At 70.3% G+C, this 21,667-nt stretch carries 18 protein-coding genes and 4 pseudogenes; 12 read left to right on the top strand and 10 right to left on the bottom strand.

Translation table 11 applies throughout. The features are described 5' to 3' along the window. Positions 1 to 6: 6 nt before the first annotated feature. The 5 genes and pseudogenes from AB0937_RS36360 to AB0937_RS36340 form a co-directional block, all read right to left on the bottom strand. Positions 7 to 198 (bottom strand): annotated as a pseudogene (locus AB0937_RS36360) (hypothetical protein); the annotation flags it as partial. Next, a complete protein-coding gene (locus AB0937_RS36355; RefSeq protein WP_366718127.1) occupies positions 189 to 584 on the bottom strand; it encodes a DUF6281 family protein in 396 nt (131 codons plus the stop codon). The gene AB0937_RS36355 and the pseudogene AB0937_RS36360, both read right to left, overlap by 10 nt. A gap of 183 nt (positions 585 to 767) precedes the next feature. Further along, positions 768 to 1,649 carry a geranyl diphosphate 2-C-methyltransferase gene (locus AB0937_RS36350; protein ID WP_366718125.1) on the bottom strand — a complete coding sequence of 294 codons (882 nt, stop codon included), beginning with the start codon at positions 1,647 to 1,649 and terminating at the stop codon, positions 768 to 770. Positions 1,650 to 1,666: 17 nt separating this feature from the next. Continuing rightward, positions 1,667 to 3,073, bottom strand: a complete 1,407-nt coding sequence (locus AB0937_RS36345; RefSeq protein WP_366718123.1) for a family 2 encapsulin nanocompartment cargo protein terpene cyclase — start codon at positions 3,071 to 3,073, stop codon at positions 1,667 to 1,669. Between the two features lie 130 nt (positions 3,074 to 3,203). Continuing rightward, positions 3,204 to 4,619 carry a family 2B encapsulin nanocompartment shell protein gene (locus tag AB0937_RS36340; RefSeq protein WP_366718121.1) on the bottom strand — a complete coding sequence of 472 codons (1,416 nt, stop codon included), beginning with the start codon at positions 4,617 to 4,619 and terminating at the stop codon, positions 3,204 to 3,206. Positions 4,620 to 4,863: 244 nt separating this feature from the next. On the opposite strand from AB0937_RS36340, the gene AB0937_RS36335 reads away from it, so the two are divergent. The 3 genes and pseudogenes from AB0937_RS36335 to AB0937_RS36325 all read left to right on the top strand — a co-directional run bounded on the left by AB0937_RS36335 (position 4,864) and on the right by AB0937_RS36325 (position 7,143). Then, on the top strand, positions 4,864 to 5,394 hold the full coding sequence (locus AB0937_RS36335) for an ATP-binding protein (RefSeq protein WP_366718120.1): 531 nt from the start codon (positions 4,864 to 4,866) through the stop codon (positions 5,392 to 5,394). Further along, positions 5,391 to 5,819 (top strand): annotated as a pseudogene (locus AB0937_RS36330) (glutaredoxin domain-containing protein); the annotation flags it as partial. The gene AB0937_RS36335 and the pseudogene AB0937_RS36330, both read left to right, overlap by 4 nt. Before the next feature lie 172 nt (positions 5,820 to 5,991). Next, a complete protein-coding gene (locus AB0937_RS36325; protein WP_366718118.1) occupies positions 5,992 to 7,143 on the top strand; it encodes a S1 family peptidase in 1,152 nt (383 codons plus the stop codon). A 133-nt stretch (positions 7,144 to 7,276) separates the two neighbouring features. Here AB0937_RS36325 and AB0937_RS36320 read toward each other — a convergent pair whose 3' ends face one another. Continuing rightward, entirely contained in the window at positions 7,277 to 7,903 is a 627-nt protein-coding gene (locus tag AB0937_RS36320) for a TetR/AcrR family transcriptional regulator (RefSeq protein ID WP_366718116.1), read from the bottom strand. 317 nt (positions 7,904 to 8,220) lie between these two features. Between AB0937_RS36320 and AB0937_RS36315 the strand changes: the two genes are divergently transcribed. Next, positions 8,221 to 9,732 (top strand): glycoside hydrolase family 43 protein, encoded by a 1,512-nt coding sequence (locus AB0937_RS36315; RefSeq protein WP_366718114.1) that lies wholly within the window; start codon positions 8,221 to 8,223, stop codon positions 9,730 to 9,732. A gap of 110 nt (positions 9,733 to 9,842) precedes the next feature. Here AB0937_RS36315 and AB0937_RS36310 read toward each other — a convergent pair. Further along, positions 9,843 to 10,466 (bottom strand): annotated as a pseudogene (locus AB0937_RS36310) (fuconate dehydratase); the annotation flags it as partial. Positions 10,467 to 11,226: 760 nt separating this feature from the next. Here AB0937_RS36310 and AB0937_RS36305 point away from each other — a divergent pair. Beyond that, entirely contained in the window at positions 11,227 to 12,573 is a 1,347-nt protein-coding gene (locus AB0937_RS36305) for a jacalin-like lectin (RefSeq protein ID WP_366718112.1), read from the top strand. 71 nt (positions 12,574 to 12,644) lie between these two features. On the opposite strand, the pseudogene AB0937_RS36300 reads toward AB0937_RS36305, so the two are convergent. Then, positions 12,645 to 13,132 (bottom strand): annotated as a pseudogene (locus AB0937_RS36300) (MarR family winged helix-turn-helix transcriptional regulator). A 201-nt stretch (positions 13,133 to 13,333) separates the two neighbouring features. Between AB0937_RS36300 and AB0937_RS36295 the strand changes: the two are divergent. Next, on the top strand, positions 13,334 to 13,711 hold the full coding sequence (locus tag AB0937_RS36295; protein WP_366718110.1) for a hypothetical protein: 378 nt from the start codon (positions 13,334 to 13,336) through the stop codon (positions 13,709 to 13,711). 127 nt (positions 13,712 to 13,838) lie between these two features. Here the strand turns inward: AB0937_RS36295 and AB0937_RS36290 are convergent, their stop codons facing one another. Beyond that, positions 13,839 to 15,035 (bottom strand): cytochrome P450, encoded by a 1,197-nt coding sequence (locus AB0937_RS36290; RefSeq protein WP_366718108.1) that lies wholly within the window; start codon positions 15,033 to 15,035, stop codon positions 13,839 to 13,841. Positions 15,036 to 15,191: 156 nt separating this feature from the next. Between AB0937_RS36290 and AB0937_RS36285 the strand changes: the two genes are divergently transcribed. Beyond that, complete coding sequence (locus tag AB0937_RS36285) at positions 15,192 to 16,697, top strand: FAD-dependent oxidoreductase (protein WP_366718106.1); 1,506 nt, start codon at positions 15,192 to 15,194, stop codon at positions 16,695 to 16,697. A 73-nt stretch (positions 16,698 to 16,770) separates the two neighbouring features. Here AB0937_RS36285 and AB0937_RS36280 read toward each other — a convergent pair whose 3' ends face one another. Next, positions 16,771 to 16,938, bottom strand: coding sequence for a hypothetical protein (locus tag AB0937_RS36280; RefSeq protein ID WP_366718104.1), 168 nt, complete (start codon positions 16,936 to 16,938; stop codon positions 16,771 to 16,773). A gap of 282 nt (positions 16,939 to 17,220) precedes the next feature. On the opposite strand from AB0937_RS36280, the gene AB0937_RS36275 reads away from it, so the two are divergent. The 5 genes from AB0937_RS36275 to AB0937_RS36255 all read left to right on the top strand — a co-directional run bounded on the left by AB0937_RS36275 (position 17,221) and on the right by AB0937_RS36255 (position 21,567). After that, a complete protein-coding gene (locus tag AB0937_RS36275) occupies positions 17,221 to 17,853 on the top strand; it encodes a hypothetical protein (protein ID WP_366718103.1) in 633 nt (210 codons plus the stop codon). Positions 17,854 to 17,919: 66 nt separating this feature from the next. Further along, positions 17,920 to 18,471: a GNAT family N-acetyltransferase gene (locus AB0937_RS36270; protein ID WP_366718101.1), complete on the top strand. Its 552-nt coding sequence runs from the start codon at positions 17,920 to 17,922 to the stop codon at positions 18,469 to 18,471. A 193-nt stretch (positions 18,472 to 18,664) separates the two neighbouring features. Continuing rightward, positions 18,665 to 19,135 carry a hypothetical protein gene (locus AB0937_RS36265; RefSeq protein WP_366718099.1) on the top strand — a complete coding sequence of 157 codons (471 nt, stop codon included), beginning with the start codon at positions 18,665 to 18,667 and terminating at the stop codon, positions 19,133 to 19,135. Between the two features lie 213 nt (positions 19,136 to 19,348). Next, positions 19,349 to 20,452 (top strand): right-handed parallel beta-helix repeat-containing protein, encoded by a 1,104-nt coding sequence (locus AB0937_RS36260; RefSeq protein WP_366718097.1) that lies wholly within the window; start codon positions 19,349 to 19,351, stop codon positions 20,450 to 20,452. Positions 20,453 to 20,538: 86 nt separating this feature from the next. Beyond that, complete coding sequence (locus AB0937_RS36255) at positions 20,539 to 21,567, top strand: methyltransferase (RefSeq protein WP_366718095.1); 1,029 nt, start codon at positions 20,539 to 20,541, stop codon at positions 21,565 to 21,567. Positions 21,568 to 21,667: the final 100 nt, after the last annotated feature.

The following is a 21,667-nucleotide window of genomic DNA, read 5'->3' as shown; positions in this document are numbered from 1 at the left end:
CGGCTGTCACCTGCTTTCCCCCTCACTCGACTGTCCGAGCTCGGCCACGAGGAGCGGCAGCAGACCGGGGCAGTGCTCCTCGATGTCCGCCCTGAGAAGTGTCAGTGTGCTTCCGTTGCCGTGGTCGCGTTGCGTCACCAGGCCCGCCTCGCGCAGCACCCGGAAGTGGTACGTACGCGTGGCCTTCTTCACCGGGAGCCGGCGATCAGCTTCTTCACCTCGGGGGGCAAGTCGTTGCCGGAGCGGACCGCGACGAACAGCACGTCGCCGGGTGCGCCACCGACGGCGATGGCCACTTCGGGAGAGATGCCGTCCACCGCGTAGGCGGTTTCCGTCGTGGACGGTTCCTCGTGCTTGTTCCGGCCGCCGGTGTCGTCGCAGGGCGGCCGGGTCGCGGTCCCCAGTCTGGTGCCGACGCTGAATTCGACGTTGGCCACATCGCGGTAGGTGCGCCCCTCGTAGGTCACCACGTAGGCGCAGGACGGCGCGGCCTCGCCGCTGTCCTCCTCCGGCTCGCAAGCGGAAACCGACGCCGCTGCGGCTGCCGTCAGCAGTGCGATCACGGATCGCTTGGCCCAGCGCATGAACCGACCTCCCGGTGGAATCCCGAACCGCCACGTCTGAGTGCGGAGGCATGTCCGGCCTCATCAATGCCTCATCCATTCCGACGGAGCGGAGGTCGGTTTCGTTCGGGTGTCCGCCGGGTGCGGGCGCACCTCGCGGGGCCGGGGTCCGCACCGGCGGCTCCGGCCCCGCGAGGTCGGGGCTCACACGCGGTCGGCCGCGATCAGGACGTACTGGAAGGAGCCGTCCCGGTAGGACTCGATGAACGCTTCCTCGATCCCGGTGACCAGCGAGGACGTGGCCCGCAGCTCCCAGTAGGGCAGGGTGTCCGGGGTGAGGTCGACGATGGTCTGCGGCACGAGCCGGTTGTCCGCCATGGCGCGCAGGTACTCGCGGCGGGAGTGGATGTTGCACTCGAAGTGGGCGTTGATCTGGGAGACCCACTTCGACGGCTGGCCGTAGCGAGGGTTCCAGCAGCCGGTGATCGTCACGTACCGGCCGCCCACCCTGAGGAAGCGGGAGTGTTCGGCGAACAGGTCGTGCAGGTCGACGTACATGCTCGACTCGTTGTTCCACGAGGCGGCGACGCTGCCCTTGTCGAAGGGCGTGTCGAGCATGTTGCACACACGGGAGCGGACGTGGTCGTCGATCCGCAGTTCCCGTGCGCGCCTGTTGCCGAACTCGGCCTGGGTGGCGGACAGGGTGACGCCTTCGACCCTGCAGCCGAAGCGGCGGTGGGCCATGACCATGGAACCGCCGCGCCCGCAGCCGGCGTCGACGAGCGTGTCGTCGGGCCCGATCGGGCCGAGGTGGTCCATGAGGACCTCCGCCTGCGCCGACTCCAGCCGGTGCAGCTCCGCGATGAGTTTCTTCTCGTACTCGCTGTCGGCCGGGTCGCCGAGCGCGGCGTGGTCGACGGCGCCGATGCCGTAGTGGTGGTGGTAGAGACCGTCCACGTCACCGAGGCGCAGGTTGACCGGCCGCGCCTCGTTGTTCCAGTACCGGGCGATGTCCCCCTGGTACGGCGTCGCCGGGGCCGGGATCTTCGCGGTGGCGGTGGCGGTGGAGGTCGTTTCAGTGGTCACAGAGAGTTGTCCGTTCTCTACCAGAAGTCGGGCAGGGTGTAGCGGTAGGTGTTGGTGCGGTGCCAGTCGTGGTTGCCGTCGACCCACGCGGCCACGCCTTTGAGGAAACGCAGCACGGGGGGCAGGGGGCAGGCCTCGGCGAGGTCGGCCGCGGCGGCCTCGAAGGCGTGCTGGAGTTCGTTGTGGACGTCGATGGCCTTGAGGTAGGCGTCGCGTTCGGAGAGCTGTTCGCGTTCCGCGATCACCACCGGCAGGTTCAAGTGGCGGCCGGGGCTGTTGAGTTCCTTGGTGTACGAGTAGAGGTCGTTGACGATGGTGGTCGCGTTGCCGGCGAGCGCGATGACCCGCTGCATGTCCGGCCGGGCGTGCAGGTCAGCGGGCAGTTCATAACCGCCGACGGTGTCGGTGATCGTGGGGCAGGGGCGGAAGTTGTTGAACTGGCGCATCGCCAGGTACTCCCACACCTCCGGCACATGACCGGTCTGCGCCCAGGCGGCTTCGGCGAGGTAGCCCAGGTGCAGCCGGGCCATGTCGTGCCGGTAGCGGTCGGCCTGGGAGGGGGTCGCCGCGTCGGTGAAGTAGCCCATCGCGCTGTCGTACGCCCGGCGCGGGGCGTCCGACGCGAGCGACTCCCGCCACGCCGGCGCGTACTCCACGGTGGTGTGGAAGTGGTCCAGCGCGGTGTGGGCGAGGAGGAGACGCCCCCCGAGACCGACGGGCGACCCGCCGTGGTCCTCGCAGTAGCAGTCGTCCACCGCGTTCTCCGCGACCATCAGGCGGGTGGCCAGCATCAGGTGGTCGACCGTCGGGGCGTCGGGGTGGCAGGCGACCATGTACCGGCCGACGGAGAAGCCGTCGAACTGGCCCTCCCACTCCTCGGGGTAGAGCTGGACCTCGCCCTCGGCCCAGCGCTTGATCCGGCGGCTCAGCTCCTCGACGCGTGCGGGGTCGGGTTCCGGGACGGGGTGGTGGTACAGGCCGGGGACGGCTTGCCCCGCGGCGGGACGGGCGGGGGCGGCCAAAGGCACCGGCTCCGGGGGCGTGGGCTTGTAGCCGCGCGCCACGGACAGCGAGGCGGTGCCCGGTCCGGTCGGTCCGCGCAGGACCCGCTGGAGTGCGGAGCCTGCCTCGGCCCCGTCGGGCATGTCCCGTACGGCGGAGGCGGCCGCTGCCGCGGCAGGCATGACCTGGACGTCCGGTCCGGCCGGGACCGCCGCACGCGCGTCCTGTACGGCGGAAGCGGCCGTCGGTGACGGCGGCGGGGCGGGGATCGTGACCGGTGGATGCAACCCGGCCAGGAAGTGCAGCGCGGTGGGTGTGACCGGAAGACCGGGGACCACCGGCGTGGGAGCGTCCGGTGCTGGGGTGGGCGGCGTCGGCCGCTGCTCGGGAAGGGATGGTCCGAGGGGCCCGGAGTCGGGCATCGGCGGCTCCTTGCTGGGTGGGATGGGCGCACCGCGGTACGGGGGCGTGACAGGCGTGCGCCTGCCGCGGCCAGCGCTTCAGCGCGGCCTTACGAGGGCGTGACGGGCCTGGTCCTGCGCGACCTGGGATTCAGCGCGGACTTGGGGCGATCTGCACGTTCTCCATCACTCCGAGGGCGTCGGGCAGGAGCACGGCGGCGGAGTAGTAGGTGGTGACGAGGTAGGAGATGATCGCCTGTTCGTTGATGCCCGTGAACCGCACGGAGAGCCCCGGTTCGTACTCGTCCGGCAGTCCGGTCTGCCGCAGGCCGATGACGCCCTGGTTCTCCTCGCCGGTGCGCATCGCGATGATGGAACTGGTCTGTTCCTTGCTGATCGGGATCTTGTTGCAGGGCAGGATGGGAACGCCTCGCCAGGCGGGGACGGACTGTCCGCCGAGGTCGACGTGGTCGGGGTAGAGGCCGCAGGCGCTGAATCCGCGTCCGATGGCGGCGATCGTCCTGGGATGGGCGAGGAACAGTCTGGTACCGCGCCGGCGGCAGAGCAGGTCGTCCATGTCGTCCGGGGTCGGCGGGCCGGAGCGGGGCTGGATGCGCTGCTTGAAGTCGGCGTTGTGCAGCAGCCCGAACTCGCGGTTGTTGATCAGCTCGTGTTCCTGCCGCTCCCGCAAGGCCTCGACGGTGAGCCTGAGTTGCTCCTCGCTCTGGTTCATCGGACCGTTGTAGAGGTCGGCGACCCGCGTGTGGATCCTCAGAACGGTCTGCGCGACGGAGAGCTCGTACTCGCGCGGCTGGAGTTCGTAGTCGACGAAGGTGCCGGGCAGTTCGGCCTCGCCGACGTGGCCGGCCGACAGGGCGATCTCGGCCTCGCCGTGCTTGTTCTGCCGCTGCCGTGCGCGTGAGGTGAACTCCTCGACGTGGGCCTGGAGCTGGGGCGCGGAGGCCTGGACCGCGGCGAAGTCGGCGTGGGAGAGGGTGAGGAGGGTGCCGGAGGTCTCCGCGGTGACCGTGCACTCGTGGCGGGCCCCGGAGCCCAGCAGGGCCTGGTCCCCGAAGTGGTCGCCGTCCGCGAGCACCCCGACGGCGATCTCTCCGCCGTACCGGCCCTCGGAGGTCTGGCTGACCCGGCCGTGGGCGATCAGGTGGATCCGGTCCGCGGGGCTGCCGCGCTCGACGAGGACCTCGCCCGCCGTGAAGTCGCGCTGTGTGCAGCGGTCGGCGAGGGCGGTGAGGACGTCCGGGTCCTCGAAGCCGCGCAGCAGGGCCAGTTCCCCGAGTTCCCGGGGGATCACCCGGACCGTGGCACCTTCCTGGACGAACTCGATGTGCCCGTCTCCGACGGTGTGGCGCAACCGCCGGTTGACCCGGTAGGCGCCACCCTTGGCCTCGACCCAGGGCAGCATCCGCAACAGCCAGCGGGAGGTGATCTCCTGCATCTGCGGGGCGGATTTGGTGGTGGTGGCGAGGTTGCGCGCGGCGGCGGTGCTCAGGGACTGCTGCGGCGGGTCGGCGGTGGTCCGAGCTTCCGGGAGGCTGTCGACGGTCATCGAGGGCAGGCGCTCCTTGCATGACGGGTCGTCCGGTGCACACGGGTGCGTCGACCGGGAGACAGGGGGGGTGGACAACGAGCGGGAAGGATCACGCGGATCCGCCCACCTGCAGAAAGCTAGCCGCTGAGGGGGCCGCATCGGCCATCGAGACGGGATGCTTACCTCGAAGCAGTGACAATCAGTTGCTCGCGGTTTATCGGTCCGCCCACCTGTCATCGCCCGTATCCGTAGGGTCGGACAGGTGATCGTATGGCTCAACGGCACTCATGGCGCAGGCAAGACGACGACCAGTGCGCTCGTGCAGCAACTGATCCCGGGTTCGCGCGTGTTCGACGCCGAGAAGGTCGGCGAGACGCTCATGGACATCACGCCGGGTCTGCCCGGCCCCGGCAGGGAGAACTTCCAGCACTGGCCGCCTTGGCGTCCACTCGTGGTCGAGACGGCCCGCCACGTATTCGACTACGCGGGAGGCACACTGGTCATCCCCATGACGGTGCTGGTCGAACAGTACTGGCGGGAGATCAGCGCGGGGCTCGCCCAACACTCCATCGAGGTGCGGCACTTTGTCCTCCACGCCGACCAGGACACCCTCCGCGGGCGCATCGAGGGGGAACACGCCATCCCGTCCCCGTTCCGTCTCGCACACCTCGCGCCCTACGCGGAGGCGGCCCGCACGTGGCTGCACGACGCGGCCGAGGTCGTCGACACCACGCATCTCACGCCCGCCGAGGCCGCCCTGCGGATCGCCGAGGCCGTCGGGCCACGGCCATGAGGCTCATGTGGATCCCGCCGGTCCTGCTGGTGCTGTGCGGCTCACTCCTCGCGAAGGGACTGATCTCCGCGGGGAGCCCAGGCACAGCCGCGGCCCTCCTGGTGGCGTTCCTGCTGCTCGCAGCCGTCAACTCGCCCCTGGTCTTCCCGAGATCGATCGACGCGCTGGAGGCGCGACGCCGCAGCGCGGTCGACGGCCGGCCGGTCGTGTTCTGGCGGCCGGGCTGCACGTACGGTCTGCGTCTGCGCATCCGGTTGGGGCGCAGGGCCCGCCGGCTGCACTGGGTCGACGTCCGGCGGGACCCGGCCGCGTCGGCGGCGGTCAGGGAAGTCAACGAGGGCAACGAGACCGTGCCCGCTGTCGTCGTGGATGGCCGGCCGCACACCAACCCCGATCCGTCATGGGTGCGCGCCCAGCTCCGACCCTCCCCGTGGCCAGGAGCCGGCCGCAGCCCGGACACCACAGGGCACCCACAACGGCCGAGGATAGGCCTAGACCCTTTCCTGATCCGGGGCTACGCTCTGCCGGGCGTATCCGAGAGCGCTCTCAAGCTCTGCTGTTCCACCCCCACCCGCTGGAACAACGAAGGGGCATCCCTTGAGACGCACCACAAGCCTGCGCACCGGACTGTCCGCGCTCCTCCTGCTCGGCACCTGGGCGACCGCGAGCGCCCTGCCGGCTTCCGCGGCGGACTCTCCCGCGCGCTCCGCCCAAGCGCCCGCCTCCCCCGAGCTCCTCTCCGCGATGGAGCGCGACCTGGGGCTGACCCGTGACGAGGCGGAAGCTCGCCTGGTCGCCGAGAAGACCGCCACAGATGTCGAACGCAGGGCTCGGAAAGCCGCGGGTTCGGCCTACGGCGGCTCCTGGTTCGACGCCCACCGGGGCGGACTCACCGTCGCCCTCACCCGTGCCACGCGTGCCGACGCCGTACGCGCGACCGGAGCGGCCGTACGCCTCGTGCGGTACGACGCGCGGCACCTCGACGCGGTGAAGAAACACATGGACACTCTCAACGCGCCTGCGGGAGTCGCCGGTTGGCACGTGGACCCGAAGGCCAACAAGGTCGTCGTCAGCGTCGTCGCCGCACACCGGGACGACAACGATGTCCGGGCCTTCCTCTCCCGGGCCCGCCAGGCCGGTCCGGTAACGGTGCGGCAGAGTCCCGCCGCACCGCGCACCTTCGCCGCCGGCACGGTGGGCGGCGACCCCTACTACACCGGCAACGTCCGCTGCTCCATCGGCTTCTCGGTGCACGGCGGCTTCGTCACCGCCGGGCACTGCGGCAGGCCGAGCGCCGCGGTGTACGGCTGGGACCGGTCCTACATCGGTAATTTCCAGGGCTCCTCCTTCCCGGGCGACGACTACGCCTGGGTGAACGTGGGCAGCGGCTGGTGGACCGTCCCGGTGGTGCTCGGCTGGGGGACGATCCCGGACCGGCTCGTACGCGGCTCCGCCGAGGCGCCGGTGGGTGCCTCCGTCTGCCGCTCCGGTTCCACCACGCACTGGCACTGCGGCACCGTGCTGGCGAAGAACGAGACGGTGAACTACAGCCAGGGCGCCGTCCACCAGATGACGAAGACGAGCGTCTGCGCCGAGCCCGGTGACTCCGGCGGCTCCTTCATCAGCGGTGACCAGGCCCAGGGCGTCACCTCCGGCGGCTGGGGCAACTGCGGCAGCGGTGGCGAGACCTGGCACCAGCCCGTCAACGAGATCCTCAACCGGTACGGGCTGACACTGCACACGGCCTGACCTCACCCGCACCCCGGGCGGGCTCCGGCGGCCTCGGCACACCATGGCCCTCGGAGCCCGCCCGGACCACACCACGTCCTCCACACGGCGGCCGGATCCATGCCGGAGCCGGCGTCAGCGCGGTCGGCACTGTCTATGAGCCGCGCAGGGCGATGCCCTCCAGCACCATCGACAGGTACTGGCGGGCGATCTCCTCGGGACTGTGCCGGCCACCCGGCCGGTACCAGGACGCGGCGACCCAGACCGTGTCGCGCACGAAGCGGTAGGTGAGCCGCACGTCCAGGTCGGCACGGAACACCTCCGCGGCGACACCACGTTCAAGCGTGCCCAGCCACGCCTTCTCGAACTTCTGCTGCGACGCGGCGAGATACGCGAAACGCGGCCTGTCTCCGAGGTGCCTGGACTCCTTCTGGTAGATGGCGACCGCGTCGAGGTGCCGGTCGATCTCCCGGAAGGACTCGGTCACGAGCGCCTCCAGCGTCTCCCGGGGTCCGAGCCCGGCGCCGAGCACGGCGTCGTACCGGGCCCAGAGCTCGTCCAGGAAGCCGGAGAGGATCTCGTCCAGCATCGACTCCTTGGAGTCGAAGTGGTAATACAGACTGCCCGCCAGCATCCCCGCCGCGTCCGCGATCTTGCGGACGGTCGTGGCGTTGTACCCCTGCTCGGCGAAGACCCGGGCCGCGATGGCCAGCAGCTCCCCGCGCCGCTCGGGCGGACTCACCGCGGACTTCTTCTGGTCGCTGTCACTGCGTTTCGGCACCGGACCATTCTCGCCGCCCGGATGCCGGCTGCTGACCGGCAGCACCTCGCCGGACGGAGAGCCCACACGGCGCCCCGGAAGCAGACCGCTTCTGAGGAGTTGAAGCGCTTCGACGCTGTCGCTCGGGCGGCCTGGCAGGCTTTCAATACAGTGACTTAGGAAAGTTTCCAGGTTTCCGACGCTCTTGTTTCGCACGAATCCTGTCGCCAGTGTTCGCCGCCAAGTGAAGCGCTTCGATAATCCAGGGAGAAGGGCTGTCTCCGTGTCCTCCGCCTCGACGAGACGTCTGCCGATCACTGACGAGAAGGAATGACCGCGTGTCAGAGAAGGCGCTCCAGCAGGCTGCCGTGACCAACCCCGTGATCCCCGGCTTCCATCCGGACCCCAGTGTGTGCCGGGTGGGCGACGACTACTACGTCGTGTGCTTCAGCTTCGAGTACTTCCCCGGCATCCCCGTGTTCCACAGTCGCGACCTGGTGCACTGGACGCAGATCGGCAACGCCCTGGACCGGCCCAGCCAGCTCCGCCTGCCCCCGGACATGGCGTCGTCGGGCGGTATCTACGCCCCGACCCTGCGCCACCACGACGACCGGTTCTGGCTGATCGTCACCAACGTGGCCCCGGGCGAGGGGAACCTCCTGTTCACCGCCACCGACCCGGCCGGTCCCTGGTCGGAGCCGGTGCGGCTGCCGAGGGTCGGGGGCATCGACCCGGACCTCGCCTGGGACGAGGACGGCACGTGCTGGTGCACGGTCGCCGGTGTCTCTCAGGTGCGTATCGACCCGTCCACCGGAGAGACGCTCGGTGAGCCGCAGCCGCTCTGGTCCGGCAGCCCCGGCGCCATGGCCCCGGAGGCGCCGCACCTCTACCGCATCGGCGCGTACTGGTACCTGCTCATCGCCGAGGGCGGCACCGAGCGCGGCCACGGCGTCTCGATCGCCCGTGGGGCGTCTCCTTCCGGCCCGTTCGAACCGTGCCCGCACAATCCGGTCCTGACGCACCGCGGCACCGACCGCCCCGTCCAGAACACCGGGCACGCGGACCTGGTCCAGGCGCCCGACGGCTCGTGGTGGATGGTGCTGCTGGCCGTCCGGCCGCGGGGCGGCACACCGGGCTGGCACGTGCTGGGCCGCGAGACGTTCCTGGCGCCGGTGGAGTGGGTGGAGGGCTGGCCGGTCGTCGGCGAGGTGCCGACCGAACTGACCGCACCGGCCTGGCCGCTCGTCCCCGCACCCGCCGAGGCCGTCCGTGACGTCTTCGACCTCAGTGAGCTGCGCCCGCAGTGGATCTCCGTACGGGACAGGCCCGTGGAGCACTGCACCACCAAGGAACGCTCCGGCTGGCTGACGCTGCGCGCCCGCGGCGGGTCGCTGGACGAGCCGGACGCCGTGTTCGTCGGACGCCGCCAGCAGCACCTGACGTACGAGGCGCGCACCCGTGTCGACCCGGCGGAAGGCCGCGGCGGGCTCGCGGTCCGCCTGGACGAGGAGCACCACTACGAGATCGAGGTGTCCGAGGGAGAGGTCCAGGTGCTCGCCCGGGTGGGGCCCCTGCGCACGGTCGTGGCGTCACGGCCCGTACCCGCCGGACCCGCGGTCCTCGGACTTCGCGTCTCCCCCACGCCGCCGCGCGGCCCGCGCACCGGGCCGGACACCCTCACCTTCGGCGTCCAGGAGCCGGACGGCACGTTCACCGAACTCGGAGCACTCGACGGCCGCTATCTGTCGACCGAGGTGGCGGGCGGTTTCACCGGCCGGGTCATCGGCATGTACGCCGCAGCCGGCGCGGTCCACTTCGACTGGTTCGACCACGAGCCCGTCGGCTCCTGATCCGGCGCCGGGTCGCCCCCGGCCGGCCTTTCCTCGACCACCTGCCCCCCCCACGGGCGCCCCGCCCGGCCGACAGAGGAGAGTCAGAGATGAACATGAGGACGGCGACACCGGGTGAGCTTGTCGTCGGAGTATCCGAGCCAGCCCGGGGAGGTGGTGTAGCCCGGGTAGCCGCGTTCCAGCAGCGTCGCTTCGCGGTCGGCGAGCCCGGCACGGCCCTGGCGGAGGAGGGCCAGGGCCTCTTCGGGGGTGAGGGCGTCGGTGAGGTACCGGAAGTCGACCTGGGAGACGAGCCATTCGGGTTCGGCGTGGGCGAGCAGGCGCCACAGCGGCCGGCCGGCGCGCTTGGCGGCCAGGTCCCACACGGCGTTGACCACGGCGCCGATGGCCATGTGCATCACGCCCTTCTCGGGGCCGAGCCAGCGCAGCTGGCTGTCGCCGATCAGGTCGCGGCTGAGCGAGCCGGGGTCGTCGCAGAGTCCGGCGACGGAACGTCCGACGACGTGGTGCCGCAAGGCGTCGATCGCGGCGACCTGCACGTCGTTGCCGCGTCCGATGGTGAAGGTGAAGCCGTGACCTTCGAGTCCGTCCGCGGTGTCGGTGCGCAGCCTCACGTAGGCGGCGGAGTAGTCGGGATCCGGGTTCATCGCGTCGGAGCCGTCCCGTGCACGCGAGGTGGGGAAGCGGACGTCGTGTGTGTCGAGTGCGGTGATCCGGGCTGCGACGGCGGTCACGGGCCTGCCTTTCACGCTCGGCCGAGGGCGGCCTGACCCTGCTGCCGAGCTCATCGACGGGGAGTTCGACGGTGTCACTCGGACACGTGCCACACTCCCCCAGTCATCGGATGTATGACAGCAGCGCGACCTTAAACGCAAGGCGATGTCACGGGTAAGGAGGAACACCGACTCCCTTTGCTTCAAGAATACATCGGAGGAAAGTGTCAGCGATCGACGTCAGTCGTCATTTGCGGCCCGTGCCACCGCTTCCGCGAGGACGACGGCCATGTCCTCGGAGTGGGACAAGTGCGGGAATGCCCCGAGGGGATGCGCGGACGGTGAGCGGCACGGGCGGCCCACCGCTGCTGAACGGGGGGCGGCGGGGTGGGGTCCTCGGTGGCCACCTCGTACGTCAGCGGAACGTCTGCCGGTGCGGCGCCCAGGTTCTCGATGAAGGCGCGTACGCCCTGCCGGTTGAGGCGCTTGACTGCTTCGGATTCAGGGCTGCTGCTGGGCAGTTGCACGGGCGGAGGAGGTGATGTCGCGGGCTGTGAGCCGCTCGCGCAGCGGATCGAAGATCCAGGGTGCGCACGGCACCGTGGACCAGCAGAACGTTCCGGGGTGGGTGTCACCTGCCGGCGGGCTCGCTCCAAGCACGAGCCGGCTGGTCCGGACCCGTCGGTCAAGATTCGGTCTCGCTCAGGCGGACGCGGGACGCCGGGGTGTTACCCGCGGTACGTTCCGGCTCCCCACTCCCCGTTGTCAGGAGTCCCGGTTCATGCGCCGACTTCTAGCCCCTCTTGCGGTGGTCGCGGCTGCGATCGGAGGGTTCGTCACGAACGTCTCCCCCGCCGCTGCCGCCGACCCCGCGTCCGGTTCCTTCAGCGTCCTCGCCTACAACGTGGCGGGCCTGCCGGAGAGCATCTCCAGCGCTCCCACCCCACGCGAGCCCGCAACCACGGAAATCGGCCGGCGGATCGCGCCGTACGACATCGTCAACGTCCAGGAGGACTTCAACTACCACGCCTTGCTCTACGCCGGCGACACCGCGCACGCCCACCGGACACCCACCAGCGGCGGTGCGGGTATCGGCAGCGGTCTCAACACCCTGGCGAAACTCCCCTACGACACTGACGACTTCGAGCGGGTGCGCTGGAACTCCTGCCAGTTCGACTCCGGGGACTGCCTCACGCCCAAGGGGTTCACCTTCATCCGCCAGCGCCTCGCCGAGGGCGTGTACGTGGACTTCTACAACCTGCACACCAACGCCGGGACGAACCCCGGCGACCTGGCCTCGCGGGCGGACAACCTCAACCAGCTGACGGCCTTCATCAAGAGCCATTCGGCCGGGAACGCCGTCGTCGTCATGGGCGACACCAACACCCGCTACACGCGCTCCGGTGACACCATCGCCGAGTTCGCGGCCGCGAACGGCCTGACGGATCCCTGGGTCCGGCTCATCCGTGGCGGCGTCCCGCCCGCCAAAGGCAGCGAAGCACTGGTCTGCGACCAGACCGGCCCCACGGTGCCCAACACCTGCGAGGTCGTGGACAAGGTCCTGTACCGCGGCAGCAAACTCGTCTCGCTCGAGGCCACCTCGTACAACAACGAGCACTCCAGGTTCCTCACCGGCGACGGGCTCATGCTGTCCGACCACGACCCGATCAAGGTGGACTTCTCCTGGTCGCGCACCACGGACTTCCAGCTCACCGAACAGTTCGGCGGGCCGCACGGCGACTACTACACCGACATCGACGCCGTACCGGCGGGCGCACGCCCGGTCAGCGTCTCGCTGCGCAGCGGCACCCGTGTCGACGGTGTCGGCCTGACGCTCGGCAACGGCAAGGTCATCAGCCACGGCGGGACCGGCGGCACCGTGTCGTCCCTGAACCTGGGCAGCGGGGAGTACCTCAGCTCCGCCCAGCTGTGCCGGGGTGAGAAGAGCGGCCGTACACGGATCTTCTCCGCCGCGTTCACCACGAACCTCGGCCGGAGCCTGTCGGGCGGGACCACCACGTCCGACTGCGTGACGCGCACAGCGCCTTCGGGATGGCAGATCGCCGGCTTCCACGGGCGTGCCGGTGACGAGGTCGACAAGCTGGGCTTCGTCTACACGAAGCGCTGACGCGCCCGCCGGCGGCCCTCGTTGCCGGCCCGCGGACGGCGGCGACGGCATCTCACCGGCTGTCGCCGCCGTCAGGGCAGGCGGGCCAGCATGTCCCGCGCCGCATGGCTGAGCGCGCGGAGGTTCTCGGCGAACCGCTCCCGGTCCTCGGCCGGCAGGGGCGCCAGGAAGTAGCGCTTGATGTTCTCCACGTGCGCCCGGGCCGCGGTGACCGTGGTCTCCTCCCGTTGCGCGGTCAGGCACACCAGACGCGCGCGGCGGTCACCGGGGTCCTCGACCCGTTCGACCAGTCCGGTCGCCACCATGCGGTCCACCAGTCGGGTGGCCCCTCCCGTGGTCAGCACCTGCTCCTGGGCGATGGCCCCCATCGACAGCCCGGGATCCCCCGCTCTCCCCAGGATGAGCAGCACCTCGAACGTCAGATGGCTGATGCCGCACTCCGCCTCCAGCGCCTGGCCCAGGATGTACTCCAGCCGGTTCGCGGCCTGCAACCGGCCGAAGGCAGAACCAGGGCGTCGTTCGCCGCTTCCTCCGGCGTCGAGATCGCCTGCTCATGCACAGCCCCGGCTCCCCTTCGTTCCTTCGCACACCCACTCCCCGATCATGCCGCACCGTCTCCGGACGTCACCTGCAAGCCGCTGGACCGGCTCATCGTCACCCACGCCCACCCCGACGAGCCCTGGCCGGGTTTCAGGCGCCGGGTCCATGCACCCAGGCCCCGGAAGGTGTCGAACGTGCCATTCCGTGGTGCAGTCAGGGCATGGCCCCCTCGCTCACGGATGACACGGATGGCCAGGACGCTCCGGCGCCTCCCGGGCGCGGGCGTCCCTCCCGGCTGATCGACGTCGCCGTCGCCCTGCTGCTCCTGATCGCGGACGTGGTCATCCTCGTCGTGGCCGTGATGCTGCTCGTCGCTGTCGGCATGGGCCGGGCGCACTCGCCGTACTCCTCCGCGGCGCACTCCTCCGGCACTCCGGTTCTGGCATGGTTCGTCATCTGGGGTGTTCCGGCCGTGGCGGCGGCCGGCGCCGTCGTGCAGGCCCGTCTGAGGATGCCCGTCACCGCCGTCGTGCAAGGCCTGTTCACGTTCGCCTGCACGGTTCTGGCCATTGCCTGGACGCGCATGCTGCTGTCCTGAGGGAGGCAACACACCGTGGTGTCGCAGGTGAGTTCAGTCGATGCCGGGTCGAACCCGGCTCGGTGAGCCCGCTGTTGACGGTGCTCGCGTGGACCAAGTCGTGGGAGGTTGTCAGTGCGGGTGTGTCTCACCAGGTCACGGACAGCTCCAAGGGGAAGCGCCGGATGGTCTGGGTGTCCCAGCGCACGTCCTCGGCCGGTACCGCCAGGCGCAGGCCGGGCAGGCGGGTGAACAGGACCTCGATCGCCGTGCCGACTTCCGCGATCGCGAACGTGCTGGCGATGCAGTGGTGGCCGCCCCAGCCGAACGTCATGTGGGGGTGAGGAGCGCGGTCGACGTCGAGGGCGTCGGGGTCGGGAAACACCGCCGGGTCCCGGTTGGCCGCCAGATAGGAGACGTGGACGAAGTCACCCGCGCGGATCAGCACTCCCTCCACTTTCACGTCCTCCAGCGCGACGCGCGGGATACCGACGCCCTTGCGGAAGGGGATGTGCCGCAGGAGTTCGTCCAGCATCCGGGGCAGTCGTTCGGGACGGCTCCTCAGCAGCTCGAGAAGCTCGGGTCGGGTGAGCAGGGTGTAGGCGATGTTGCTGATCTGGCAGGTGGCGGTGTCATTGCCGCTGAGGATGAGGGTCAGTGCCAGGACGGCCAGCTCGTCGTCGCTCAGGGGCTCCTCCCCCGGTTCGCAGGCCGCCATGGTGTTGATGAGGCCGTCGCCTCCCTCCTTCCGGCGTTCGGCGACGAGCGTGGTGAAGTAGGCGCGCAGGTGCTGCTTGGCCGTGGCCGCCGCCTGACGGGCTTCCGGCGCGGTGGCGAGCATCTGCTGGGTGTGGCGCAGCATGAGGGGCCGGTCCGCGACGGGGACGTCCAGCAGGGCGCAGATGGTGTGGTTGGGCAGCTGCGCGGACAGGCCGAGGGCCAGGTCGGCCGGCGGGCCCTGCTCGACCATCTCGTCCACGAGACGGTGCGCCACGTTCTCGATGGCCGGCGTCATGCGTTTCACGCCGCTCTGTGTGAAGGCGCGGGCGGCGGCATGACGCAGCCGGGTGCTGCGCGGCGGGTCCATGACGTTGAGCGACTCCGGGGAGACGATCGGCTCGGGAGTCATACGGGGGTAGTCACGGCCGACGATGCCGGCCCTGCTGAATCTCGGGTCCGTCGTCACCTGACGTACCCCTTCGAAGGTGGTGACCAGCCATGCCTCGGCTTCGCCGTAGGGCAGTCGGATACGGCTGACCGGACCGTCGGCCATGAGCCGGCCGAGTGACGGGTCGAAGGCCAGTTGCTCGCTGAAGTCGAAGGGGCAGACGGCGACGTGGGCCATGGGTACTCCTGAGCGCGTGCGGCGGTGCGGCCATGTGGGCGGAACCCGGTGGGCGCGGAGCACGGCCGCCCGACCCACGGGGGACATTTCGCATAGTGCGGCAGAGCGCCGCTCCATGCACCCAGTGCCGGGTCAAACGGCAGAAAGCGGGGAGACGTGCCCGATCCCACCCCTCAGACACCGCAGCGGCCGGCCGTGGACGTGCTGGTCGTCGGAGCCGGACCCACCGGACTCACCCTGGCCTGTGACCTGGCCAGGCGTGGTGTGCGTACCCATGTCATCGAGGCCGGTGACCGGCTCCTGGCCGGTTCACGCGGCAAGAGCCTGCAGTCCCGCACCCTGGAGGCGTTCGACGACCTGGGTGTCGTCGACGCGCTGCGGGCCGCCGGCTCCTTCTTCCCGCCCATGCAGACCTGGCGCGACGGCGAGCGCCAAGGCGAGTGGCAGCTGATCGAGCCGGACCCGCAGGCCCCGGTGTCGCGTCATCCGCGTCCGTGGCTGGTCCCCCAGTGGCGCACGCTGGACATCCTGCGCGAGCGGCTGCTCGACCTGGGCGGCACGCTGGAGTGCGGTGTACGGCTCACCTCCCTCACGCAGTCGGACACGCACGTGAGCGCGGAGGTGACGCACTCCGACGGTACCCGTCACCTGGTGCCGGCGCGCTACCTGGTCGGCGCCGACGGCAGCCGAAGCACGGTGCGTGAATCCCTGGGCATCGCCCTGAAGGGTGAGGACAGCGGGCTGCGTTCGGCAGTGGTGGCGGACGTACGCGTGCCGGGGCTGGACCGCGATCACTGGCACGTCTGGCCGGACCCGGCCGGCGAACTGCTGCTGTGTCCGCTGCCCGGGACCGCCGACTTCCAGCTGAACGCCAAGATCACCGGTGAGGAGTTCACGGCGACGCCCGAGACCGTGCGCGGTCTGATCGCCGCCCGCACTCATCTGTCGTCCGAAGCGGTCACGGACGTCGGGTGGTTCTCGTTCTACCGCCCTCGTACCGCGATGGCCGAACGCTTCCGCCACGGGCGGGTCTTGCTCGCCGGGGACGCCGCCCATGTGCACCCGCCCGGCGGTGGCCAAGGGCTGAACATCGGCGTGCAGGATGCCTACAACCTCGGCTGGAAGCTGGGCCAGGTCGTGCGCTGCCATGCCCCGGACGCGCTGCTGGACAGTTACGAGGTCGAGCGCCGGGCCGCCGCGGCGGACACCCTGGCCCTCAGCACCCGCCTGTACCGGGCGGGCCGCTCGACCCAGGACCCCTGCGAGCAGGCTCGCTACCGGGGGCGGGTCTGTCACCTGCTGTCGGTGCACTACCGCGACAGTGAGCTCTCGACGGACGCCCGGGAGCGCCGCTCTCCGGCCGGTGTCCAGGCCGGTGACCGTGTGCCCGACCTGCCGTGTGTCACCACCGAGGGTTTCTGCGGGAATCTCTTCGAGCTGTTGCGCGGCCCGGACTTCACGTTGCTCGCGGTGAACTGTGCGCCGCCCGCCGCGGCAGAGGGTCCCAGGACCCATCAAGTGACCGGTGGGCCGCTCGCTGAGGAGCTGGGCACGGGACTGTTCCTCATCCGCCCCGACCACCACATCGGCCTGGCCGCTGACAGCGCCGAGCAGCTCGGCCGCTATCTGGCACAAGTCGGCCTGGAGGGCGGCGTCATGTAACCGTCCCGTCCCCTGCCGCTCCGGCTGGTGCAGGTCCGGTGACCGGACATCACCGGACCTGCGGAGCACCGGGTCAGCGTCGGCGGGCCCAGCCGGCTCCGACGCCGGCCACCTGCAGACCCAGGCACATCAGTCCGAGCAACATGACGTTCGTCGAAGAGAACACATCGTTGGTGCCGATCTCGGCCGCGTTGATCAGGAACGCCAGGAAGAACAACACCGCAGCGACAATGCCGAGCATGACGAGCTCCTCTCGAAGGGGATGCAGCGCGTATGCCCCGCCTTCACCCCCGCAGACACCGGAATGTTCGCCTGCCTGTGCGGGTACCGATGAAGTCTTCTGACTCTGCGACGTGAACCGCAGGAGTCAACTGGGACTGTGGCAAGTCCTGTTGGGGATGTACCCGGCGGGTGAGAAGGTGCCACCGGGCAAAAGAACGCCACTCGACGGGAACAAGCCGCTGCTCTTGTCCGTACCATCTCCCACCAAGGCATCTTGCGGTACACAGGAAAGGGCAGTGCCATGTCCGAGACAGCAGCTCCCGCCACCGAACTGGCTTCCCAGTACATCGCCCAGGTGACGGGCGATCTTGACGCCAACCTCAAGGAACAGGAACGCATCAGCGCGGAGATCGCCTCCCTGCAGGAGCAGCTTGCCGCTCTGCAGCATGACCACGGCGTGCTGGTCAGCATGCAGCAGGCACTCGGCATCACCCACGGGAGGAGCGCGTCCGCTGCCGAGTCCAAGAGCGCCGTGGTGCCCTCACCGCGGCGGAAGAAGGCCGCCGCGGCCGGGGGGAAGCAGAAGACACGCAAGGCGACTGCCGCTCCCGCGAAGAAGGCGGTAAGGAAGTCCGCGGCCAAGACGGCGAACACGCCGAAGGCGGCCGACCTGACCCTGGTGGAACTCATCCGCCGCCACCTCGCCGAACAGAAGGAACCCCGCTCCGCCGCGGAGATCTCCACGGCGCTCGGCCAGGCCCACTCCGACCGTGACATCTCCCCGAAGGTCGTGCGCGTCACCCTGGAGGGGCTCGTGGCCAAGAGCGGTGCCGAGCGCTCCAAGCAGGGCAGGTCCGTCTTCTACAGCGCACCGGCACAGCAGGATTCGGCCGCACCCGAGGCCAAGGCCGAGACCGAGACCGCCGACAGCTGAGAGGCGGGCGGGCCGACGAGGCCCTGTGGGACGGCGGTTCGCGGCTCGTGCGGTACGTTGCGCGCCATGACTGGACCCGAGCCCCTCGACTGGCCACCCGCCCCCCTACGTACCGAACGGCTCGTGCTCCGCGGGTCCGAGGCGCGGGACCGTGCGGCGTTCATCGAGCTGTTCGCCTCGCCGGAGGTGGGCACCTACGTCGGTGGCGCCCGGCCGCGTGACGAGCTCGAGCGTGCGGTTCCCGAGGCGCCCGGGCGTCGCCCCGGCGTCTTCGTGATCGATCTGGACGGAGCGATGATCGGCATGATCACGCTCGACCGGCGCGGCGCGGAGCGTCCGGGACACGTCCGGCCGGAAGCGGAGGAGGCCGAACTCGGCTACATGCTGCTGCCGGAGGCGTGGGGGCACGGATACGCCGCCGAGGCGTGCGCGGCGGTACTCGACTGGTTCGCCGACGCGCTTCCCGGCGAGCCGGTGGTGCTGTGCACCCAGACCGCCAACGCACGCGCGATGCGCCTCGCGGCGAAACTGGGCTTCAGCGAGGTGGAACGGTTCGAGGAGTACGGCACCGAACAGTGGTTGGGCGTGCGGAAGTCGGGCAGCGTGTCCTCCGGTTGAGCGGCCGTCTCCGTGCCGCTTCCCACGTTGCCGGGGGCTTCGGTCGGCCGCGCGTGGCCCGGGTCCGTCGGCTGCGGTCTCTCCGCCCCCGGCGGCGCCTTCTCCCTCCCCGGCATGCGCATGGGCCTCCGAGCGGCGGCACATCTCGGTGTGTTGCAGGACATGATGGGGACCCTCACTGAGGGGGGCTGGAATGAGTTACGACCTACAGGCAGTGATCGCGGCCGAGGAGGCACTGCATGTGGTCTCGCGAGAGCTGACCGCCGCCCGGCTGGCACCCATCGGGCAGGGTCTGTCGATGATGCCGTTGACGGACGCGCTGCTCGAAACCGTCGCGGACAGCAGCGGGGTGGGCGCATTGGGGTTCCGGCGGCTCCCGGGCGGGTTCGAGCAGGCCCTGGCCCGCTGGTCAGCGGGTGGGCCGGTGGCGTACGTGGAGTCGGAGTACTTCGGCGGTGTGGGCGAGCAGCGGGCTGTCGTGTGGGACGGCGGCGAGGTCGCGCTCGGGCCGCTTCACGTGGAGGAAGGTGAGCCCTTTGCGCCGGTCGGGAGTCCGGTCTCCCAAGCGTTGCGGCGACTGGGAGCTGTGGCGCGTGCCGGAGAGGACGAGTTCTCGGCGGTGGGCTTGGACCGTCACAGGCACAACGAGGCGTGGATCGCCTGACGTGCGCCTCGCGGTGCGCTGAAGCGCGAGGGTGCCTGCATCCTGCCGAGGGCTGCGAGCAGCCACGAAAGCTACTGCTGCGCCTGACGCATGGCGCGCGGGTGCGCAGGGACGAGGCGGCCGGCTGCTGCCTGGCCGTGGGGGCTGTCGGAGCCACGCCGCCGGATGGACCAACCCGCCAACTCGGAAGCATTGGGACATAACCTGCGCGATATGAGTAAATGCCATATCGCACCTCTGGCGTGCCTGGCGGCGCTGCTCGGGACGGGGCTCGGCGCCGCTCCGCACACCGCCGCCCATACGGTCCACGTGGTCAAGCCGGGAGAGTCGATCCAGAAGGCGGTGGACTCGGCCCGGCCGGGCGACACCGTTCTGCTGGGTCGCGGCATCCACCGTACGAGCGTCGACATCACCACGCCCGGGCTGACCCTGCGGGGCATGGGCCGGGGCACGGTGCTCCGGCCTGCGGCGGGCACGAGCACCGCCGCCACCGCCCCGAGCACCGCATCGCGCGCACCGAAGGCCGCCGGCAGCTGTGCCGCGGCCGGCAACGGCATCTGCGTGGCGGGCACGAAGGGCCACAACGTCGCCGGCGTCACCATCGCTTCCCTGACGGTGACCGGCTTCCCCAAGACCGGCGTCTACGCCCATGAGGCCGACCGCCTGACCGTACGGAATGTCACCGCGGTCCGGAACGGAGTGTGGGGCATCGCCACGGAGCGCTCACGCCGTGGCGTGTTCCGCGGCAACGTCGCCCGCAACAACGGCGACGCGGGTCTGTTCCTCGCCAACACGGTGAAGGAGGAACAGGGCGCCTCGGACACCGGGGGGACGGTGGTGGAGCACAACCGGCTGGAGGGCAACCGGATCGGTGTCACCGTGCGACGGCTGCGCAACCTCACCGTCGCGGCCAACCACCTCACCGGCAACTGCGCGGCGGTCTTCGTCGTCGGCGACGAGAACAAGCCGAAGGCCGGCTTCGTGACCGTGCGCGGGAACCGCATCGAGCGCAACAACAAGTCCTGCCCGAAGACAGCCCGGCTGGACGCCCTGCAGGGATCCGGCATCGTCGTGACGGGCGCCGACGACAATCTGATCACTCGGAACGTGATCAGGGACAACGTCGGCAGGTCCCCCTTGTCGGGAGGCATCGTCGTGTTCAAGAGCTTCGTGGGCACGACCAGCGAGCGGAACCGGATCAGCGGCAACCGGCTGGAGGGCAACTCCCCGGCGGACCTGATCAACACGGACTCCGGTCGGGGCAACACGTTCCGGGACAACTCCTGCGCGACGTCCCGGCCCGCCGGCCTGTGCTGATCGTCCGTCCCGCTCCTCGGCGCACCGGGGCCCGCACACATACCCGGTAACCCCTGCTTCACGTGACTCAAGAAGGAAGGCGGCACATGACGACCACTCAGCCCGCCCCCGCACCCTCCATGCGGTTGCGGGAACTCGCATTCGGGGCGGCATGTGCCGCCGCCCTTCGCGCGGCCGCCCGGCTGGGCGTCGCCGACGCGCTCGGTGACGATCCCATGGCCGTGGAGGACCTCGCGGCCGCGGTGAAGGCCGAACCCCGCCCGCTGCGCCGACTCCTGCGGGCACTGTCCTGCTACGGCGTCTTCACCGAGCGCCCGGACGGGACCTTCGCACACACCGACGTCTCCCGGCTGCTGCGCGAGGACGACCCCAACAGCTTGCGCGCCATCACGCTGTGGTGCACCGAGCCGTGGACCTGGGACGTCTGGCCGAAGCTGGACGAGGCCGTGCGCACCGGCCGCAACGTGGTGGAGGACCTGTACGGAAAGGAGTTCTTCCCCTACCTGAACGAGGACGCCCCGGAGTCGGCCGACGTCTTCAACCGCGCCATGACGACCTCCAGCGTGCAGTCGGCGCGCGACGTCGCGGAGTTCCTGGACCTGTCGGGGAGTGCGTCGGTCGCCGACGTCGGCGGCGGCCAGGGGCATGTGGTCGCGAGCCTGCTGGACAAGTACCCTGCGATGCACGGGACGCTGCTGGACCTTCCGCGGGTGGTGGAGAACGCCGTCCCGAGGCTGCGCGCGGGCGGCGACCTCGCGGACCGCGCACGTGTGGTGCCCGGCGACGTCCGGACGGCCGTCCCGGTGAAGGCCGACGTCTACGTCATCAAGAACATCCTGGAATGGGACGACGAGAGCACGGCCCGCACACTGCGCAACGTCCGCCAGGCCGGCGGCCCGGGGACGCGGGTCGTGGTCATCGAGAACCTCGTCGACGACACGCCGTCCATGCGGTTCAGCACCGCGATGGACCTGCTGCTGCTCCTCAACGTCGGCGGGGCGAAGCACACCACCCGGAGCATGGTGGACCGGCTGACCGAGGCGGGCCTGGTCATCGACGACATCAGCCCGGTCAACCCCTACCTGCACGCGTTCGACTGCCACGTTCCCGGCTGATCCGACCGCGTACCGCGGAGCCCTGGTGCCCCGCGGCTCCCCCCTGGACGACCGGTCGCCGGGTGGGCCGCCGGGCGGGCCCGGCGGCCCGGGGGGGACC

It is taken from the genome of Streptomyces sp. NPDC047880 (genome assembly GCF_040706515.1).
Lineage (GTDB): Bacteria > Actinomycetota > Actinomycetes > Streptomycetales > Streptomycetaceae > Streptomyces.
The sequence above is the reverse complement of the archived record's forward strand: the minus strand, read 5'-3'. Positions and strand labels throughout refer to the sequence as shown.